Below are 17,745 nucleotides of genomic sequence, written 5' to 3'. Positions count from 1 at the left end.
TCAAACAGATTACGACTCCCGGTGCCCGGAAGGTGACCATCGGTCGCCCAGAAGTACACACTGATGGCAGCTATGGCCGAGCCCCGGCCTAGAAACGAGGAGCTGCGTTGATCCAAGTCGTGGTGATCGGCTCGGGTTTCGCGGGTCTGTGGGCCGCGCTCGGTGCTGCCCGGCGACTCGACGAGCTCGGCGTGCCGGAAAGAGCGGTTGGCGTCACGGTGTTGAGCGCCAAACCGTTTCATGACATCCGCGTTCGCAACTATGAGGCTGACTTGAGTGCATGCCGCATCCCGCTCGCCGACGTGCTCGACCCTGCCGGCGTCACGCACATCACCACCGAGGTCACCGGGATTGATGTCGACGCTCGCTGCGTCGCCACGGCAACCGGCCAGACATACGGTTACGACCGACTGGTGCTCGCTGCGGGTAGCCGCGTGATCAAACCCGACATACCGGGTCTGCGGGAGTTCGGTTTCGACGTCGACACCTACGACGGCGCGATGAGGCTGCAACACCACCTTCAACAGCTCGCCGACGGCCCGGCAACACCCGCCGCGGCCACCGTCGTGGTCGTCGGTGCCGGCCTGACTGGTATCGAGACGGCCTGCGAGCTGCCAAGCAGGCTACGACGACTGGGCGTCACACCCCGGGTGGTGCTGGTCGACCACCACCCTTTTGTCGGCTCCGACATGGGGGCGTCAGCGCGGCCCGTGATCGAACAAGCCTTGTCGGACAACGGTGTTGAGACCAGGGTGGGAGTGAGCATTGCCGCGGTCGGTCAGGGTGGGCTGTCGCTGTCGTCGGGTGAGCAGCTGGCAGCGGCCACGGTGGTGTGGTGTGCCGGCATGCGGGCCAGCTCGCTGACCGAGCAGCTGCCGGTGGCACGTGATCGTCTGGGGCGGGTTGCGGTCGACGACTATCTGCGCGTGATCGGGGTGCCCGCGATGTTTGCCGCCGGCGATGTCGCCGCCGCCCGCATGGACGACGAACACGTGTCGGTGATGTCGTGCCAGCACGGCCGCCCGATGGGCCGGTATGCCGGCTACAACGTGATCAGCGACCTATTCGGTCAGCCCCTGCTATCGCTTCGGATCCCTTGGTATGTAACGGTTCTCGATCTTGGGCCGGCCGGCGCGGTGTACACCGAAGGGTGGGATCGGATGGTCGTATCGCGGGGCGCGAAGGCCAAGGCCACCAAGCGCACCATCAATACCCGGCGAATCTATCCCCCGCTGACGCGAAACCGCTCGGACTTGCTAGCCGCGGCCACGCCGGATCTGCAGGCTCGTCCCTGAGCGGAACGCTGGTCAGTCCGCTTGCGCTTGTTCACCGGCATACCATTGCACCGCGTAAATGCCTGGCTGCAAGGACAATTCGGCAACCATCCGCTCAAGCTTGGCCGGCGTATGGCCGTCCATTAGTAGGTGCGCAGTCAAAGTGACTTTGTCGTCGTCGACCGGGCTGGTATGGACGCCCCGCAATGTGATGTCGTTATTGGCGGTGTGTTGCACGATCTGAGCACGCGCGTATTTCGCCGACTTGGGGCGACATATCACTTGCACCTGGTAAGGCTGTAATCCTTCGTCTTCCTCAACGCTGTTGTCGTGGTCAATCAGCCGGCCCAGTGGGCGCCCCAACAGATGGATGGTGATCACGGTGCCGGTGGCGATCACAGTGAACAACAGGTGCCCCGAGGCGGCCAGCACACCGACGGCCGCCGAGCACCATAGGGTGGCAGCGGTGTTGAGGCCCCGGACGTTGAACCCCTCGCGCAGGATTACCCCACCGCCAAGAAAACCTATCCCGGACACCACGTAAGACGCGACCCTGGTGGGGCTGCTGTCCTCGGTGGCGACCGCGTAAAGCACGAACAACGTAGCGCCGGCCGCCACCAGTGCGTTGGTTCGCAGGCCAGCCATGCGCGCCCGCCATTGCCGCTCAAGGCCGATGAGGGCGCCACAACCGACTCCAACGCCCACCCGGAGCGCAAAATCGGCGGTGCTCAGCATCTGCATGACGGCGCACTCCTCTCCGACCGCAAAGGCTGCGGAACGCCCCCCAGTCCTCGGCGCGGCAGCTAACCACGCCTAGGTGAACGGCGCATGGCCTTCAGGTATCAGGCGTGGCTGAGGTGATGCGGGCAGTAGTATTTCGATGAAATCAAGGCGAACTGTGCCGCCGCGTCCATATCCAGGCCGGGATTACGGGTCTTCACGTCGTTGACTAGCTCCAAACCCGATTCGCCGTTATCCAAGCATCCGCACACCGCCTTGGCGGACCCAATGGCCTGAGCGGGGTTGCCGTAGGTGATTCCGGCTTGTCGCAGGGCAGCGAGGAAGCCCGCGTCGTCACCGCCACCGCTGTCATCGGGGTCGCCGTACGCGGGCGCGGCCAGGCCGATCATGGCAAGGACGCCGAGAAGCGCTAGCAGCCGTCTCATAATCTCACCATTCTCCCATGTGGTGGCAATTCTTGCAGAATTCGTATAGTGCGCCAAAGTTCTTTGGTCCCAAGGCAATACGGCAAACAGCTAGCCCAAGTGCGCATCCGAAGGAAGGACTTTAGACTTGTCGCCTTTCTTTAGGTGGACCGCGTGGATGCCCGGTTTCTTCGACAGTTGCTCGAGCAGGCTGTCAAGACCTTCTTGATCGACATTGTGGTGCTGCACGCTCTCGGGCTTTTCCGAGATTTGTGCGACCAGACGTTTGAGCTTCTCGGGCGACTGTTTGTCTTTGAGGTCTTTGATGGGTGTGAGACGACCTCGGATGCCAGTGCCGGCGAAAGCGCTGGGAGCCCCTGCGCCTAAGGCGCTGCCGAGCATTCCGGCCGCGGCCATCGAACTGAGCACGCTGCCCTCGCTGAGCGCGGCCGCGGGCACGGCCTCCGGTCCGGCGGCCGAAAGCGCGGCAGCGACCATCCTGATATCCGGGGTCGCCGTAGCCCAGCTCGGCGGAACCGTCAACTTTCCAACCAAGGTGCCACGTCCGAAATCCGCGCCTACATCTGGCGTTATCGCGCCGAACAGCGTGCCCCGGCCAAAGTGCGGCGCCCCAAGTCCAAGACCGCCTCCCAACGCATCTTTCGGCAGTTCGCCAAGCGCAGCCGGCTTGGTCGCGAACTTGAGAAACTGCGAAGCGGGGAAGTTGATGATTAGCCCGATGTCATTGAACTGCGTGGTAAAGCCGAGAGGAACTTTGATGGCCGTGTAAAGGCTGCTATATGTCGCTGCCGTGCCCGGCCCAAGCAGGGCGTCGATGAGCTGGGGAACCGCGGTGTTGTAAGCCGTCGCGAGGTCCGCGCCCAATTGCAGGAGTTCCGATATCGGGCCTGATGCCAGGAGCGTATCGATGGCGGCTGCACCGCCCGCGGCTTGCGCTACCGCGGCCGCCTGGCTGGTCGGACCGCTCGCATTGGTGATCTGGGGTGGCTCCGTGAACGCCGTCACTTGGGTGGCGGTCGCCGACGAGGCGGCATAGCTGTTCATCGCGGTGGCGTCTTGGGCCCAAAATTCCGCGTATTGGGCCTCGGTGGCCGCGATTGCCGACGTGTTCTGCCCAAAAAGGTTGGTAGCGATCAGTGTTGCGAGTTGGCTGCGATTCGCCGCGATCACTGGCGGCGGCACGTGCGCGGCGAACGCTGTCTCGTAGGCGCTTGCCGCCGCGGTCGCCTGGGTCGCTGCTTCCTTTGCCTGCGCCGCGGTTGCGTTGAGCCACGTCACATATGGCGCGACTGCGGCCGCCATGGCTGCCGATGATGGACCTACCCACGGCCCGCTAGTCAGACTCGAGATCGCCGACGAGTAGAGGGCCACGGTGGACTGTAGTTCTGCGGCAAGCGTGTCCCAGGCGGCCGCAGCGGCCAGCAACGGCCCCGAGCCCGGCCCGGTGTACATCCTGCCCGAGTTGATCTCCGGCGGTAGTGCTGCGTAAAACATGTCTTTGCCCCTTACCTGGTCGTACCCGTCCGGGTCAGTCCTCGACCGCCGGGATCACGATGATGGTGGCGGCGGCTGGGTCCGCCTCGGCGACGACGCCGCCGAGTGAACCAGCCGCACCACCACCTCCGGAGCCGAACGCGGTGGCGCCCATGGCACGTCCCGCCAGGCTCGACAGGGCCATCTGGCCAAACACGCCGGCCTCGCCGCCGGCCAGGGAAGCAGCCGGAGCGGCTGCCAAGTTGGCGGGTAGCACCGAGGCGAGCGTTCTCATCGCCGGTGCGGCTGTGGTCCAGCCCTCGGGCACCGACATACTTCCCACCAGGGCCGCGCGGCCCATAGCCCCCGATACTGGCGGCGCCCCACCTTCCGCAGCGGACATCAAGTTGAACCCTTGGCCAGCGATAGGTGCCAATGTCCCGGTGATGGGTTTCGCAGGGGCGTAGAAGGCCTGCAGCCCTTGCGCGTTTTGGGCGTAGGCGTATATCTGACCGAACGACAGGAACGGGCCGCCGGGTATGGAGGTCAGCCCCTGCAGCGAGTACGGCCCGGTGAGGGCCGACATGATTGTGTTCCAGTTCGCGATGTCGGTCGCGAGCCACGGTGGCAGGGTTATCCCTGGCAATCCGGTGGCCGCGGCCGGTGACGCCGTGGTTGTCGCCAGGCTTTGCAGCGTGTTCGGCACCGCAGAGATCAACTGGGATAGCTGCGTCGTCAGCTCTGAGCCGGTAGCGGTCCCGGCGGATTGGGCCACCGCGGCCCCTTGCGTGGCCGCCGCCGACGGATTGGTGGTTTGCGGTGGCTCGGTGAACGGCGTCAACTCCGACGCGGTCGCAGACGAAGCGGCGTAGGCGTACATCGCGGCGGCGTCCTGCGCCCACATTTCGGCGTACTCGGCTTCGGTAGCCGCGATTGCCGGGGTGTTCTGTCCAAATATGTTGGTGGCGATCAGCGTCATCAACAACGCCCGGTTTGCGGCAATCAGCGGTGGGGGCACCGTCGCGGCAAACGCCGTCTCATACGCCGCGGCGGCGATCTTGGCCTGCGTGGCCGCCTGTTCAGCCTGAGCCCCCGTGGCGGTTATCCACGCCACATACGGAGCGGCCGCAGCCGCCATCGTGATCGAGGAGGGACCCGTCCACGGGCCGATGGTCAGGCCCTCAATCGTGGAACCATATGAGGCGGCCGTGGCCTGTAAGTGCATGGCCAACTCATCCCACGCCGCAGCTGCAGCCAACATCGGTCCGGACCCCGCCCCTACATACATCCGCCCGGAGTTGATTTCCGGCGGGAGCGCCCCGAAGTCCATATGTGTTACCTCCGGTCCCCTATACGGCCGCCATGGTAATCACGGCCCCCTGGTTCTGCATACAAATCGATGTGGCTCTTATGAAACTCAACAGATACACAAATAATGTGCTGTGAGTGATTTCACAATGTTTTAGTGACGACAAACCGCACGCTCCGGGTTCGAAAGATCTGTTGCGGTAAGCATTTCCTCCCCCTTTTTAGGCTTCTGACCTACGCTACAAACATGTTGCGGAGAAATTATTTGCATAGCGTTCCGCTCACGTAAGCGAAATGTAAACAGTCGGTGTCACCGTTCGTTGACCACTTGTGAGACGGGCGTGCAGCTATCGCCTTGGCACGCTATACACCGTGGTCACAACGATGATCAGTGGCCCTCCCGCAATCGGGCAAAGGTCGATTCAAGTGTCTACAGCTCATTGCCTCCACTCGCATTTTGAGATGTGCGAAAGAAAGGCATTTCACTCCGTCAATCGCGTATTATTGCGACCCCCTTTTTTCGCCATTTAAAAATGCTCGGAGGCTTAATAATATGTGCCACTGCTGCGTCGCCGCGGTAGGGCTTCGGAGCGGGCGGACGATATTGGCCAAGGATATCCAGCGGTATTGTCATTGCAATCGGCTTATGGTCAGCCACGTGTGCCCTGGCATGCCCGTAAATCATCTACAACCGACCCCACAGATGGCTGCGTCAGCACTCGCGAGCGGCGACCTGATGGTCGAAGCACCGAATCGATTGCTGAACGTCGTAACGTGTTCTCCCGATTATGCGAAAGCGTACGCAACACGTCGGGAAACGTATGCCAGTACAGCTGCCATCTAACTGTCTAGTTGCTGGACAGTGCCTGGATGGACGCAGTCCTTGCGGCCCCGCCCGTTATCCGGCGGCCGGTGGGCGTGCCACGAAGGTGGGCCGGAAACCGTACTGGGGCACAGCGCGGCCAAACGGTTGACCGGTCATACTGCCCAAAGGCATTCCGGGCATGCCGGCTGCCATCGCCGGCGGCGGCGCGACCATTGGAGTGCCCCCCAACGCTGAGCCAAGGGGGCCGACCGGCGCGGCGCCGGTCCAGCTTGGCGGCACCGATAGCTTGCCGATGATCCCTGCGTTGCCCGCACCGGCGGAAATCATGCCACCAAGCCCGCCGGGGGATCCGACAGCACCTGCTACCGCGTTGGACGCCGCAGGTGCTGCCGCCGCGGCCATGTCCCCCGCCACATCTCCCATAGCGCCCGCGCCTAGCAAGCTCGAAAGGGTTCCGACGGTGGCACCCGGGGTGAAGAACCCCGTCGAAGTGATGGTGTTCCAAAGGTTGGCGTTGGGTCCCCACGTGTTCCAGAAGTTGTTCCACCAGGGCGGCCCGTTCCCAGTCAGCAGGTTCAGGATTTCTCTCCACCAGGATGTGTTGTTGGAGCCGGTAAGCGTTTGTAATGCGCTGGGCATCGCGGAGATCAGCTGTGACAGCGCGCTCTGCTGGCTGGCGGCCGAGTTGCCGGCGGTTTGGGTAACGGCAGCGGCCTGGGCGGCCAGCCCGCTGGGGTTGGTTGTCTGGTGAGGCTCGACGAACGGGCTCAACTCCGTCGCCGCCGCCGAGGAACCGGCGTAGCCGTACATTGCCATCGCGTCTTGGGCCCACATTTCGGCATACTGCGCCTCGGTGGCCGCGATCGCCGGCGTGTTTTGACCGAGGATATTGGTGGCGATCAGCGTCATCAGTTGAGCCCGGTTGGCCGCGACCATCGTTGGTGGCACGGTTGCGGCGAACGCGGCTTCGTAAGCAGCCGCGGCGGCCTCGGCTTGTGCGGCGGTCTGCTCGGCCTGGACGGCGACGCTGGTCATCCACTCTACGTAGGGGGCCGCGGCGGCCGCCATGGCTGCTGACGCTGGGCCGTACCATTCCTCGCTGGTTAGTGCGGCGAGCACCGAGCCGTAAGACAACGCGGTGGCGCGCAATTCTGCGGCCAACCCGCTCCAGGCTGAGGCGGCGGCCAGCATGGGCCCCGAGCCCGCTCCCAAGTACATGCGGGTGGAGTTGATTTCGGGCGGCAATGCCGCAAAGTCCAGGGCGGCGGTCATTGTTGCCCCCTTCTTCCTAGCTGGCTGAAATGGACTGCCGTGGCACTTGCGCTAACCTCCGGATTGGCGGTGACAAATGACATCGGCCATGATCCTCACGGGAATGACCCAACCCGGACCGGCGCCATTTCCGCGCAGCCCGCTCACGTTTCGCATGGCGAAACGCGAGATCAGGAAAGTGAAGTGCTGTAACGCGGTTCAGATCGCGAAAACGGCACCGGGGTCGGATCGGAACGAAATGGTCGTCGATCTCGGATACGGACTATCGCCGGGACTCATTCCGCTCTCACCTCCTCAGGGCCGGGGCACACGGGGATGCCGGGCACCGCGCACACAGGGATGAGGGCCCATCGCAAAGCGATCGGGCGGGCACCCCTCTCGTCAGAGCTTTGGCACCACACGGCGTATCTGGCTGGTCAAAAGCCAGAAGCCACTTGGGCTCAACCCTTAAGCCGGGAAGAGCTGTCCTGACCCTGGGCGTCTTTCGACGTTCGAGGTCAGTGGCCTATATCCGTGCAGACGCCTCACCTAGCGAGGTGCATACCGGGCCTATCGTGGCACTCGGAGCGATGGGAGTCAACTCGACGCGCTCGGAGCCGTCGGGCGGCCGGCAGTCCCGATCAGCCGCCGGCGGGCGGACGCGGCATGATCGTCAGCCGGAATCCGTATCGGGGACCATTGCCAAAACTACGCGCGTAACCAGCCGGCATGCCGGGCACACCGGGCACGCCCGCAGTCTCAGGCACAGCAGCGGTGCTGGTCGAACCGGTTGCCGAGACTGCGGCACCGGCGGGATTTGCCACCTCGGCGGCCGCGGTCCAGCTCGGTGGAACAGACAGTCGCCCCACCAGGGCCGCCTGGTTCGTGCCGGCCGCAACTCCCCCCAATCCCGGCTGAGTGCCCGTCGCCCCGGTCCACGTGGGGTTGCCGGAACCGGAGCCCATGGGCGGTAAGGAGACCTGCTCCGTATCGCCGAGAGCCACCGCATTGACATCGGCCAGCGCACTCGTGATTGCGGGCATGACCGTTGCGGGAGCCGTATATCCAGCTGACAGCCACCCGTTGGACAGCGCGGAGTTCAGGAAGATCCCGTAAGGGTTCCCATCGGCGCCATCCAGGAAATTCAGGATGTCGGCAAGCAGTCCCGACTGGGTTATGGCATCGAATGGGGACGCTGCCGCAGGTGATGCGAATTCTTGTAAGCTCGCCGGCACCGCGGACATGAGTTGGGGCAACTCCGTTTGGGTAAGGCTGCCAACCACTGAACCGGCCGCTTGGGAGACCGCCGCGGCCTGGCCGGCCGGCCCGGACGGATTGGTGGTCTGCGCCGGTTCGGAAAATGGTGTCAGCGCTGCGGCCTCGGCGGAACTAGCGGCATATGCGTACATCGCCGACGCATCCTGGGCCCACATTTCGGCGTATTCGGCCTCGGTAGCCGCGATCGCGGGCGTGTTTATACCCAGAAAATTGGTCGCCACCAGCGCCAGCAATCGCGCACGGTTCGCCGCAACCACAGCCGGGGGCACAGTCATGGCGTACGCGGTCTCAAAGGCCACCGCGGCCGCCGCGGCCTGACTTGCTGTCTGCGCGGCCCGCAGGCCCGTGGCGCTCATCCATGTGACATATGGGGCGACCGCGGCGGCCATTGCTGCCGACGCCGGCCCCAGCCAACCTTCACTGACCAACGCCGAGATCACCGACTCGTATGCCGTTGCGGTCAAATGCATTTCGGCGGCAAGGCCATCCCAGGCCGTCACGGCAGCCAACATTGGCGCCGATCCTGGCCCGGAATACATGCGCAGGGAGTTGACTTCAGGCGGGAGCGCCCCGAAATCCATTGCCTGCACCTCCTTTTAGCCGACCTTTAACCGATCGCTCGGCGCGTTGTTGGCTTCGGTGACCGCATACGTGCCAGCACCGACCGCCAAAGTCACGAAGGCCCTTGCGCTATCCAGCGGCTGGTGGGCGTCCCATGACGGTGGGCCGGAATCCGTACCGCGGGGCACTACCGAAGCCGTGCCCGTAAATCCCTGCGGCGGGCATGCCGGGCACACCGGGCATGCCGGCCGCCGCTTCCGGGACGGCGGTGCTGGTCCAGCCGCCACCTGCTGCCGCAGCTCCGGCGTGGTTCGCCACCGCGGTCGCCGCCGTCCAGCTTTGTGGGACAGACAATCGCCCGATCAACGCAGCCTTGTTGGTGCCGACCGACACCCCTCCCGTATGCCACGAGGCCGGGGTCACCTCGCCCAACGGTGGCACGCCCATCGGGCTGGCCGGCGAGTCTGCGGGTATCCACCCCGGATTTCCTTCGCCGGAGCCCATAGGTGGTACCGCGACCCCTTCTTGTGCGCCGAGTGCTACAGCGTTGATGTCTGCCATAGCAGCCCAGACGGCCGGGCCGACGAGTGCGGGGCTGACGTACCCGGCCGAGACGAATCCGTTGGCCAGGTTGGAGTTCAAGAAGGTCCCATAAGGATTCCCATCGGCTCCATCCAGGAAATTCAGGATTTCGGCGAGCAATCCCGACCCGGGAATGGCATCGAGTGGCGACGCCGCCGCTGGTGATGCGAGTCCTTGCAGACTTTCTGGCACCGCGGACATCAGTTGCGGCAACTCCGATTGCGTGAGGCTGGCCCCGGCACTGGCGGCGGCTTGGGTGACCGCTTCGGCCTGGTCGGCCTGTCCGCTCGGGTTGGTTGTCTGCGTCGGCTCGGTGAACGGTGTCAGCGTCGCGGCCGCGGCAGAGCCCGTCGCATAGCCATACATCGCGGCCGCGTCCTGGGCCCACATCTCGCCGTAGGCAGCCTCGGTCGCGGCGATCGCGGGCGTGTTCTGACCAAGCAAGTTGGTCGCGACCAGCGCCGCCAATTGAGCTCGGTTAGCCGCCACCACAGGCGGCGGAACCGTCATCGCGAACGCGGACTCGAATGCGCCCGCCGCCGCAGCGGCCTGACGGGCAGTCTGCTCGGCCTGCATCCCGGTGATGGTCATCCACGCCAGATATGGGGTGACTGCAGCCACCATCGATGCCGACGCCGGCCCCAGCCATTCGTCGCCGGTCAGCGTCGAGATCACCGTCTCGTACGCGTCCGCCGTCGAACGCAGCTCTGCGGCGAGGCTGTCCCAGGCCGTCACAGCAGCCAGCATCGGGGCCGTTCCTGGCCCCGAATACATGCGCAAAGAGTTGACTTCCGGTGGTAACGCTCCGAAATCCATTGCCACACCTCCTTTAATCGGCAATGACTGCATTGGCCAGGTTGGCCATGAACAGTTCATGAAGGATCGCCGCTTTGCGGCCCGGACCTTGATAGATTGGGGCGTGCAGCGCGAATTGTGTTGCGGCGGGCCCAGATAGCATGGACGTCTCCTCGTCGGGATAATCCGATCCGGACTTCTAGCCTCGGCCGCTGTGGTGGTGTCGGGGTGTTGCCGATAGCACCTCTACGCAATTACTGCGCAGCGTGTTTCGGGTACTCGGCGCCAATTGATTCAGACGGCGCAAAATCGCCGTGACCGGATCGGAATGAAACGATCATCAACTTCGTCGAACCACTGTCAATTGGATCGGTTCCGCCCCACCTCCCGTCACGATTCGGTCACCCGGGAGTGCCGCCGTGTTGCGCAAATTGGGATAGCGTCGACCGGCAATATTTGCCAGACACGGCATCCCGCTCGTCTGAGCTTCGGCATCAAACAGCGTATCCGGCTGTGGCGCGGCCCGAAGCGAGTTAGACACAACCCATACACTTGGCGTGTCGCGCCGGCCCGCTGGGCGCTTTCGGCGGTGGCCGTCAATGCATATTTCAGAGCCGATTTCCGTGCAGAAACTTCACTGCCGGGCCAGCATCCGCTGCCCTGGTGCTATCGCGCCCGATGCACGCAAACGCGACTCCCGCAGGTGCGATGAGCAAAAAACGCGACGGTCGTAAATATCCGGCACATTCAACGGAATGGATCGGGACTGCGGGCGGCCGGGGTTAGCTGGCCGAGGCTAGATGAGAACTGTTTAGGTTGTCTTTTTCTCCGCCACTGCAGCGCGGAGCCCCTCGGCGAGGTCCTCGGCAGTCAACTCTTTGAATCGGCGCAATTGGACGTCGCTGAACTCGGTGAGATCGCTAGCCAGCACTTCGTCGAGAATTTCGTCATCGAGCCGGAAACTGCGGTGGTCGCGTGCCTTCTCCACCACATTGCGCACGAAACCGGCATTCCCAAGCACATCGATACCGCGAATCAGATCCCCGTCTTCGGAGTAGGTCTCGTCGAGGTAGAACTTCGTGTAGGACGGCAACAACACCTGGGCCACTTCCTCGGTGATAACGTCCTGGTTCTCCTGACCCATCAGACGCGTCAGCGCGATCAACTCGTCCGGGGTGTAGCTGAAGAACTCGATGACCGTCGAAAAGCGGCGCCGCAGACCCTGATTCACCTCGAGCATTTTTTCCATGGCCTTGGCGTATCCCGCTCCGAACACCACCAGCTCGTCGCGATGGTTCTCCATGTACAACAGGAGCGTATTGATAATCGCGTTGCCGTAGGGGTCCCCCTGCGAGTAGCCCTTCTCGTGCAGCGTGTGCATCTCGTCGAAGAAGACCGCTCCGCCCAGCGCGCCCTCGAGCATCTCCTCGGTGTTCTTCTCCGCATCGGCCATATACCGGCCCAACAGCTTGGTGCGGCTGGTCTCCACCACCAGCGGTTTGCGTAGTACGGTCAACCCGCACAGCTGCTTTGTGAAGGCCCGTGCTACCGACGTCTTGCCGGTTCCCGGGGGCCCCAACAACAACGTGTGGCGCGAAGTCACCGGGACCGGAAGGCCCATCTTGGCTCGCGCCAAGTTCACCTTGGTTGTGGACTTGATGAGCTTGATTTCCCGCTTGGCTCGTTCCATACCGAGCATCGCGTTCAGCTCGGCGTCGCCTTCGGCCAAGTACTTCGCGGCCATCTCGGCATGGCGAGCAGCCTCCGTCTGTGCGCGGGTTGGCGCACTGTCCGGATCCCAGGGATCTGTCCGCGCCTCGATCGTTTCCGGGTCGGTCAGAACCAGCCGATAGTTGGGATTGTCCAGCGCCTCACGGGCGGGGGTGAACTTCGCATCGCGCGAATACACGCGGCGCAGCAGTTCTACCCCTTCCTCCTCACGGCCGACGTGCCGCAGGCACATGCCCTGGGTGTACAAAGCGATGTTCGCCGCGCCGGGTACCCGGTCCCCTTCGATGGCTTCCTGAGCACGACGGTATGCCTCCTCGAAGACCCCGAGTGACGCCAGTGCCGTCGTGGCCATTGCCGCGCCCGCGGCTTTCAGCTCGGGGTGCCGCCACGGCGTTGCCTCGGGGAATTGCGCGAGCACATCCGGCCAGCGTTTGGTGCGGAAGTACAACACACCCCGCACATAGCTCACCAGCTCAACATCGAACGGATGCTTGGGATCGGTGGAATCCAGCAGTTCCGCCGCCTGCTGGTAACGCTTAGCCTCGGCGAGGACCGCGGCGTACGCGCAGGCAAGCGAGTCCACGCTGGTCACAGCCAGCCGCAGAAACAATCCGTCGGAGACCTCCGGGCGAAACTGCAGATCCGTGACGCCAAGGCGGCGCGTCTCCCAACCGAAGGTCCGGACCGCCGCCCATGCACCAGCTAGCACCTCGATGCTCTGGTCGCCGGCCAGCACCCGCGCCAGCCAGGCATCGCACATCGCTGGATCCAGGGTGGTAGCGGTGGTGAACATCTGCGAGGCCACCTGCGGATTGTGGCTAGGCTGCAGGCCGTTGACAGAGATTCCCGATGCCAGCAGACCGGCGACCAGTGCGTTACGGGCGTCTTCGGCGGCTGACTGCGCGCGGGTCATTGCCCTGTGGACAAGCTTGTTGCGTGCTCTGGCTCGTGGCCGACTGGGAGCTCGAGTTCGTCATGCTCTCCAAGCCTGCGGCTAGGTACGACCAATTGGGGCCGGGGCGTAGGAGCAGGCAGGCTGGCGCGCACCGCTGCCAACTGTCGGCCAATGAGCCGGTTGAGCCCTACTGAGAGTTCCCTCGGCAAACGGGCCTCACTGTGATAGCGCACCCACGCCGACACCGCAGGCCCCTCCACCCGCGTGGTCAACCGCACCGTAAGCACGGTCGCTCCCACTTCCGGGGTGTCGCGCAAGCGCAACTGCTCTAACGTCTCCGAGCTGATATCGGCTGGCGTCACCCAAAAACTCGTCACGTATCCATTGAAATGCTTAAGATGCCGCCAACCCGGGCGGCTCCATGTCGGCTCCAAATCGGCTAGCACCGCGTTATCCATCTCGGCCAGCTCATCCGCAGTCAACGGCCGGGCTGCACAACTTTGCCCATCCAGATCCTGGGCCAACCGCTCGGTGGCCGCGACCAACGTCGACGCCAACGAATCACGGCACACCACCGCAGCCACATTGCGTTGCGGATTCATCCGCAACACCAACCAGGTGCTGCGCCGATCGGCGGCGGGCTGGTCACCCACCACATCCCACTCCTCAGGCCCCCACTCTTCCAGCGAAGCCGAGGCCTTGGCCGCCGCCGCTGCGCCGCGGGCCTGCACCGACACAATGTCGATGCCATCAAGCTGAATGTCGAACTGGCGCAACGTCTCAGCGACTGCGGCCACCGGCAAAACGGCTGCCCCCCCCGTCGCAAAACCAGTCCGGTGACGGTGGCGACCCGACGGATCACCCTCACCGTCGTCGACAGCGATCACGGTGACCAACTGGCCCCGATACTCACGCACACCCACGGTGTCACGCCCGAAGCGACGCTGATGGTCCATCGCCGGCGTGCAGCCGGCCCCCAGCGCCGTACCCTGGTCAGCCGACCAATCCCACAGCCACGCCGCGACACCCGACGTCACCGTGATCCCGCGATAGGTGACCACCGACAGCAGCGTCACCAATGCCGCGATGGCCACGCCGACCCACCACGCCACATGCTCGTCGCCCTGCCATGATTGCGGGCAATGGCTGGCGGCCACCAAGATCAGGACGTCGACCAAAAAAACCGCCGTCACCCGCGGCCACGACAACGACAACCCAAACCTGCGCTGAGCCTTCATCGCTGCTTCCTTGATCGCCGCATTAATGTCGCCGTACCAAACACCGCGCCGCCTATCAGTAGTGCACCGGTCAATCCCCCGGCTGCCACCCACACTGGCACCATGTTGCGATCAGCGGGCGGCTTTGGCAGTACCAGTGGTGCTGATAGCTGCTTCGGCGGCCTGGCGGGGCCTTCGGGCACATCCCAGGTCAGTGCCGGCACCGGGTCAACCAAACCGTAGCCGACCTGGTTGTCGACGCCGCGAGCGGGCGCCCTGGCCGTGTGCAGCAACCGATTCATCACCTGGTACGCGGATAACTCGGGGAACTTGGCGCGCACGAGCGCGGCCACACCGGACACGATCGCAGCCGAGAAGCTGGTGCCCGCCGGAACCAACAACGTGTTGTCCGGACCGTCAACCGCATTGATCAGACCGTCGTCGCGGGGTGAGAGTCCGACGATGTCGGTTCCGGGTGCGGAGATCGATACCCATGGTCCGGCGATGCTCATTTGACTCATCGGCTGCCCAGTGGAGTCGACTGCGCCGACGGTCAGCACATAGTCGCTGAACCAGGAGGGTGTCACCACCGTGGTGACAGCGTTCCAATTGCGAGGATCGTCGGGCTGCAACGGGTCAAAGATCGGGTTCTGCTTGCAGTCCTTCTTGCTGCTGTCGCCGGCCGCGGCCACGATGAGGGCGTTCTTGTCGACCGCCGCGTAATGAACGGCGGCGCCCAGGACACGCTGGTCGATGATGTTGCGCGCGCTCATGCATGTCACGTCGGAGATGTTGATCACCGAAGCTCCCATGTTGGCCGCGTGCACGATCGCTCGCGCCATCGTCTGGACGCCGTCGATCTTTGCCGCCGTCTGCGGATCTTCGTCCCCGGTGTACGCGTCCTTGAGGCCAAAGGCCTGGCTTGACTGGCGAATTGAGATCACCTCAACGTCCGGCGCGATCCCACTGAAGGCGTCCGGGGCCGGTGCCGCGGACGCGCCGGGCGGCGGTGGCGGTGGCGGTGCGGGTGCCGAGGTGGTCGACGGAGCGAGCGGGTGCGGTGCCAGCGGGTGCGGATTGTCGACGGAAATCACGTGCCCGCCACCCGAATAGCCGGGAACGGTCACGGTGCCGCCGCTGTGGTTCGCAGCCGGCGCCTGACCAGGTCCTGGCGGTGGCCCCGGTGGGGCCCCTTCCTCCGGCGACGGCGGCGGAGCCGGAATCACGGTCACCGTCGGGCCGGGGACCGGCGACAGCGTCACCGTCTGTGGTGGTGGCGGCTTCTCCGTGGTGGGAACTGTTACCGGCCGACGCGGCACCGCCGGGAGCGGCACGGCCCCGTTCGCCGGAGCCGCAGCGATCATCGACGCCACGATGGTTCCGTGGGCGTCGCAGTCAGACAACCCGTCACCGCCAGCCATTACGTAGTCGCCACCTGGGATCAGGCGCGGCAGCCGGGGATGCGGCGTCACACCGGTATCGATAACGGCGACCTTCACCCCTTCACCACGTCCGAATTGCCATGCCTCAGGCAGGTTCAGCATGTCCATGTATTTCGGCTGCAACCGGAAGTCCGTGCCCGGTATCACCCCAACCTCGGTGCAGTAGGAGTTTTGCTTCATCGGCGCCACTGGTCCGGGTGGACCGTCAGGCGGCAGCGCGCCCGGATCGATCGTCGGCGGCGAGATTGCATACGCCGGTGGAAGGCCGGCTAACGCACCCGAGGCAAGCAGAATCGCGGCGATGGTCGCGGTGAACGCGCGACCACGCCACGACTTGCTGCTATCGGTACCTAATCGCCGCATAGACATTCATCAACCACAATGCCAGCGGGAAGATCGGCATCAGGCAGAGATATTCAATCCATTCCACGAACTTGCGGAACAGCGGGCTATAGATGGTGTTGGGCACCACCGCCGCGGCTGTCATCCCCGCCGCCGGCAGCAGCACCAGGATCGCTGCCGCGATCGACACGGACAGCGGCGAGTGCAGCCCGGCCGCGTACCGCACGCACACCGTGGCGACGATGATCACGGCGGTCGAGGCCAGGGTGATCGCCTGCCAACGGTCGACATAGGAGCGGCCACGCAGCAGCAGGAAACCTGCGGTGAACCCAGTCAGGATCAGCGGCAGCCAGCGTTCGTGGGTGTGTGGATTGCACAACGCGGTCGTACACACAATCACCAGGACGCCCAGTCCCACCAACAAGCCGCTCAAGAACGAGCGGGCGCGCTCCGCTTGCAGCAGCACGTCACGCACCGACGCCGGTCCTTCCAGAGTCGGCGGACCGCCGTCCGACACCACCACAGTGGTCGGCAGATCGGGGCGGGCCTCGAAAACCCACCGGCTGGTCGCGGACGGGAAAACCGGCAGCCGGATGCCGGCCAGGCGCCGGGACAGCGCCGGCGCGGCATGGTAGAAAAACACGCAGGTCAGCAGCACGCAGGACAGCAGGGTCACCGCGCTGGTCGCTGCGACCATCCGTGACAGGCTCGCAAGCGTTGTCAGCGCGCTGATGGTGATGACTGCGGTGTAGATCCCCAGTCGGCGACCGGTAAACCGCAGCCCCAACGCCGCGGCGACGGTAAGCACCCCAAATCCGAGCACAGCTTGCGGGGACCCGACGGGACCGGGCGGTGCGGCCGCGGCGGCTACCGTCACCGGAACGATCCCGCTCATCAGCATGATGTCGGCGACGCGCCGATCCGCGTCTGTCTTGGCGCGCATCAGTAGCATCATGGCCACTGCCAACACCAGCGCGCCGATCACTGCGGTGAAGATGGTTGTCAACCATGTGTTGTGGTGCCAGCGCCACCAGGCCAGTACGCCGGATGCCAGCACCACCCCGGTCGCCACCATCGCCGCACCGACCTGGACAGCGACGACGGGGTCGATCGCGGCGAATCGCTTGCTGAGGTTGGACGACACCGCGGTGGAGATGTGCTCGATGACCTGCGAGCGGTGTTCGGTGTCGGCAATAAACCGAATCCACAGTCGGTCGCCGTCGTAGACGTCTTGTTCAGTCAGCGACTGGGTGGCGCGCAGCGGCGTGCCGTCGACGAGACACAGTGCCCATCGGCCGCGCCCAGTGGCTTCCAGCGGGTTCTCACCGAGTTCCCGGAGTCGGCTGTTGACAACCTTCAACAGTGGCTCGGTCATCACTGAAACCGGAGCGTTGGCGTCCAGCAGCACACCGACCTGGACACCCTCGCCGGCCATGATGCCGACTACAACGGCTCGTGGCGACGAGATGCCCTCGACATCGGCCTGTGGCGCATCAGCTACTGCAGTCATCGTCCTGCTCCCCCTGCTATGGCGAATGCATTTCGCCGCATTCTCGGCCGCACGTGTGGCTCTTTCGGTGTACGCACCGACGCGCCCAAGATGT

General features: G+C 64.5%; 13 protein-coding genes and 1 riboswitch. Of the genes, 1 reads left to right on the top strand and 12 read right to left on the bottom strand.

What is annotated here, in order from left to right:
- The first annotated feature begins 107 nt into the window (after positions 1-107).
- Entirely contained in the window at positions 108-1,295 is a 1,188-nt protein-coding gene (locus AADZ78_RS13520) for an NAD(P)/FAD-dependent oxidoreductase (protein WP_085249340.1), read from the top strand.
- Positions 1,296-1,307: 12 nt separating this feature from the next.
- Here the strand turns inward: AADZ78_RS13520 and AADZ78_RS13515 are convergent, their stop codons facing one another.
- The 12 genes from AADZ78_RS13515 to eccD all read right to left on the bottom strand — a co-directional run bounded on the left by AADZ78_RS13515 (position 1,308) and on the right by eccD (position 17,651).
- Positions 1,308-2,015, bottom strand: coding sequence for an MgtC/SapB family protein (locus AADZ78_RS13515; protein ID WP_085249339.1), 708 nt, complete (start codon positions 2,013-2,015; stop codon positions 1,308-1,310).
- 101 nt (positions 2,016-2,116) lie between these two features.
- On the bottom strand, positions 2,117-2,440 hold the full coding sequence (locus AADZ78_RS13510) for a DUF732 domain-containing protein (RefSeq protein ID WP_085249338.1): 324 nt from the start codon (positions 2,438-2,440) through the stop codon (positions 2,117-2,119).
- Between the two features lie 90 nt (positions 2,441-2,530).
- Positions 2,531-3,934 (bottom strand): PPE family protein, encoded by a 1,404-nt coding sequence (locus AADZ78_RS13505; protein ID WP_085249337.1) that lies wholly within the window; start codon positions 3,932-3,934, stop codon positions 2,531-2,533.
- Positions 3,935-3,968: 34 nt separating this feature from the next.
- Positions 3,969-5,243 carry a PPE family protein gene (locus tag AADZ78_RS13500; protein ID WP_085249336.1) on the bottom strand — a complete coding sequence of 425 codons (1,275 nt, stop codon included), beginning with the start codon at positions 5,241-5,243 and terminating at the stop codon, positions 3,969-3,971.
- Between the two features lie 876 nt (positions 5,244-6,119).
- A complete protein-coding gene (locus AADZ78_RS13495; protein ID WP_085249335.1) occupies positions 6,120-7,319 on the bottom strand; it encodes a PPE family protein in 1,200 nt (399 codons plus the stop codon).
- Positions 7,320-7,685: 366 nt separating this feature from the next.
- A riboswitch (M-box (ykoK) riboswitch) is annotated at positions 7,686-7,862 on the bottom strand.
- Between the two features lie 77 nt (positions 7,863-7,939).
- Positions 7,940-9,157 carry a PPE family protein gene (locus AADZ78_RS13490; RefSeq protein ID WP_085249334.1) on the bottom strand — a complete coding sequence of 406 codons (1,218 nt, stop codon included), beginning with the start codon at positions 9,155-9,157 and terminating at the stop codon, positions 7,940-7,942.
- A gap of 109 nt (positions 9,158-9,266) precedes the next feature.
- Positions 9,267-10,535, bottom strand: coding sequence for a PPE family protein (locus AADZ78_RS13485; protein ID WP_085249333.1), 1,269 nt, complete (start codon positions 10,533-10,535; stop codon positions 9,267-9,269).
- A gap of 13 nt (positions 10,536-10,548) precedes the next feature.
- Complete coding sequence (locus tag AADZ78_RS13480; protein ID WP_264033395.1) at positions 10,549-10,677, bottom strand: hypothetical protein; 129 nt, start codon at positions 10,675-10,677, stop codon at positions 10,549-10,551.
- A gap of 648 nt (positions 10,678-11,325) precedes the next feature.
- On the bottom strand, positions 11,326-13,158 hold the full coding sequence (eccA5, locus tag AADZ78_RS13475) for a type VII secretion system ESX-5 AAA family ATPase EccA5 (RefSeq protein WP_085249332.1): 1,833 nt from the start codon (positions 13,156-13,158) through the stop codon (positions 11,326-11,328).
- Positions 13,155-14,378: a type VII secretion protein EccE gene (gene eccE / locus AADZ78_RS13470; RefSeq protein WP_085249331.1), complete on the bottom strand. Its 1,224-nt coding sequence runs from the start codon at positions 14,376-14,378 to the stop codon at positions 13,155-13,157. Before eccE ends, eccA5 begins: the two co-directional genes overlap by 4 nt.
- Positions 14,375-16,162 (bottom strand): type VII secretion-associated serine protease mycosin, encoded by a 1,788-nt coding sequence (locus AADZ78_RS13465; protein WP_085249330.1) that lies wholly within the window; start codon positions 16,160-16,162, stop codon positions 14,375-14,377. The genes eccE and AADZ78_RS13465 overlap by 4 nt, the downstream gene beginning before the upstream one ends.
- Positions 16,140-17,651 carry a type VII secretion integral membrane protein EccD gene (gene eccD, locus AADZ78_RS13460; protein WP_085249329.1) on the bottom strand — a complete coding sequence of 504 codons (1,512 nt, stop codon included), beginning with the start codon at positions 17,649-17,651 and terminating at the stop codon, positions 16,140-16,142. The genes AADZ78_RS13465 and eccD overlap by 23 nt, the downstream gene beginning before the upstream one ends.
- Between the last annotated feature and the right edge of the window lie 94 nt (positions 17,652-17,745).

Source organism: Mycobacterium riyadhense (genome assembly GCF_963853645.1).
In the GTDB taxonomy this organism is placed as follows: Bacteria; Actinomycetota; Actinomycetes; order Mycobacteriales; family Mycobacteriaceae; genus Mycobacterium; species Mycobacterium riyadhense.
Note: the sequence above shows the minus strand (reverse complement) of the source record. Positions and strands in the feature narration are given on the sequence as shown.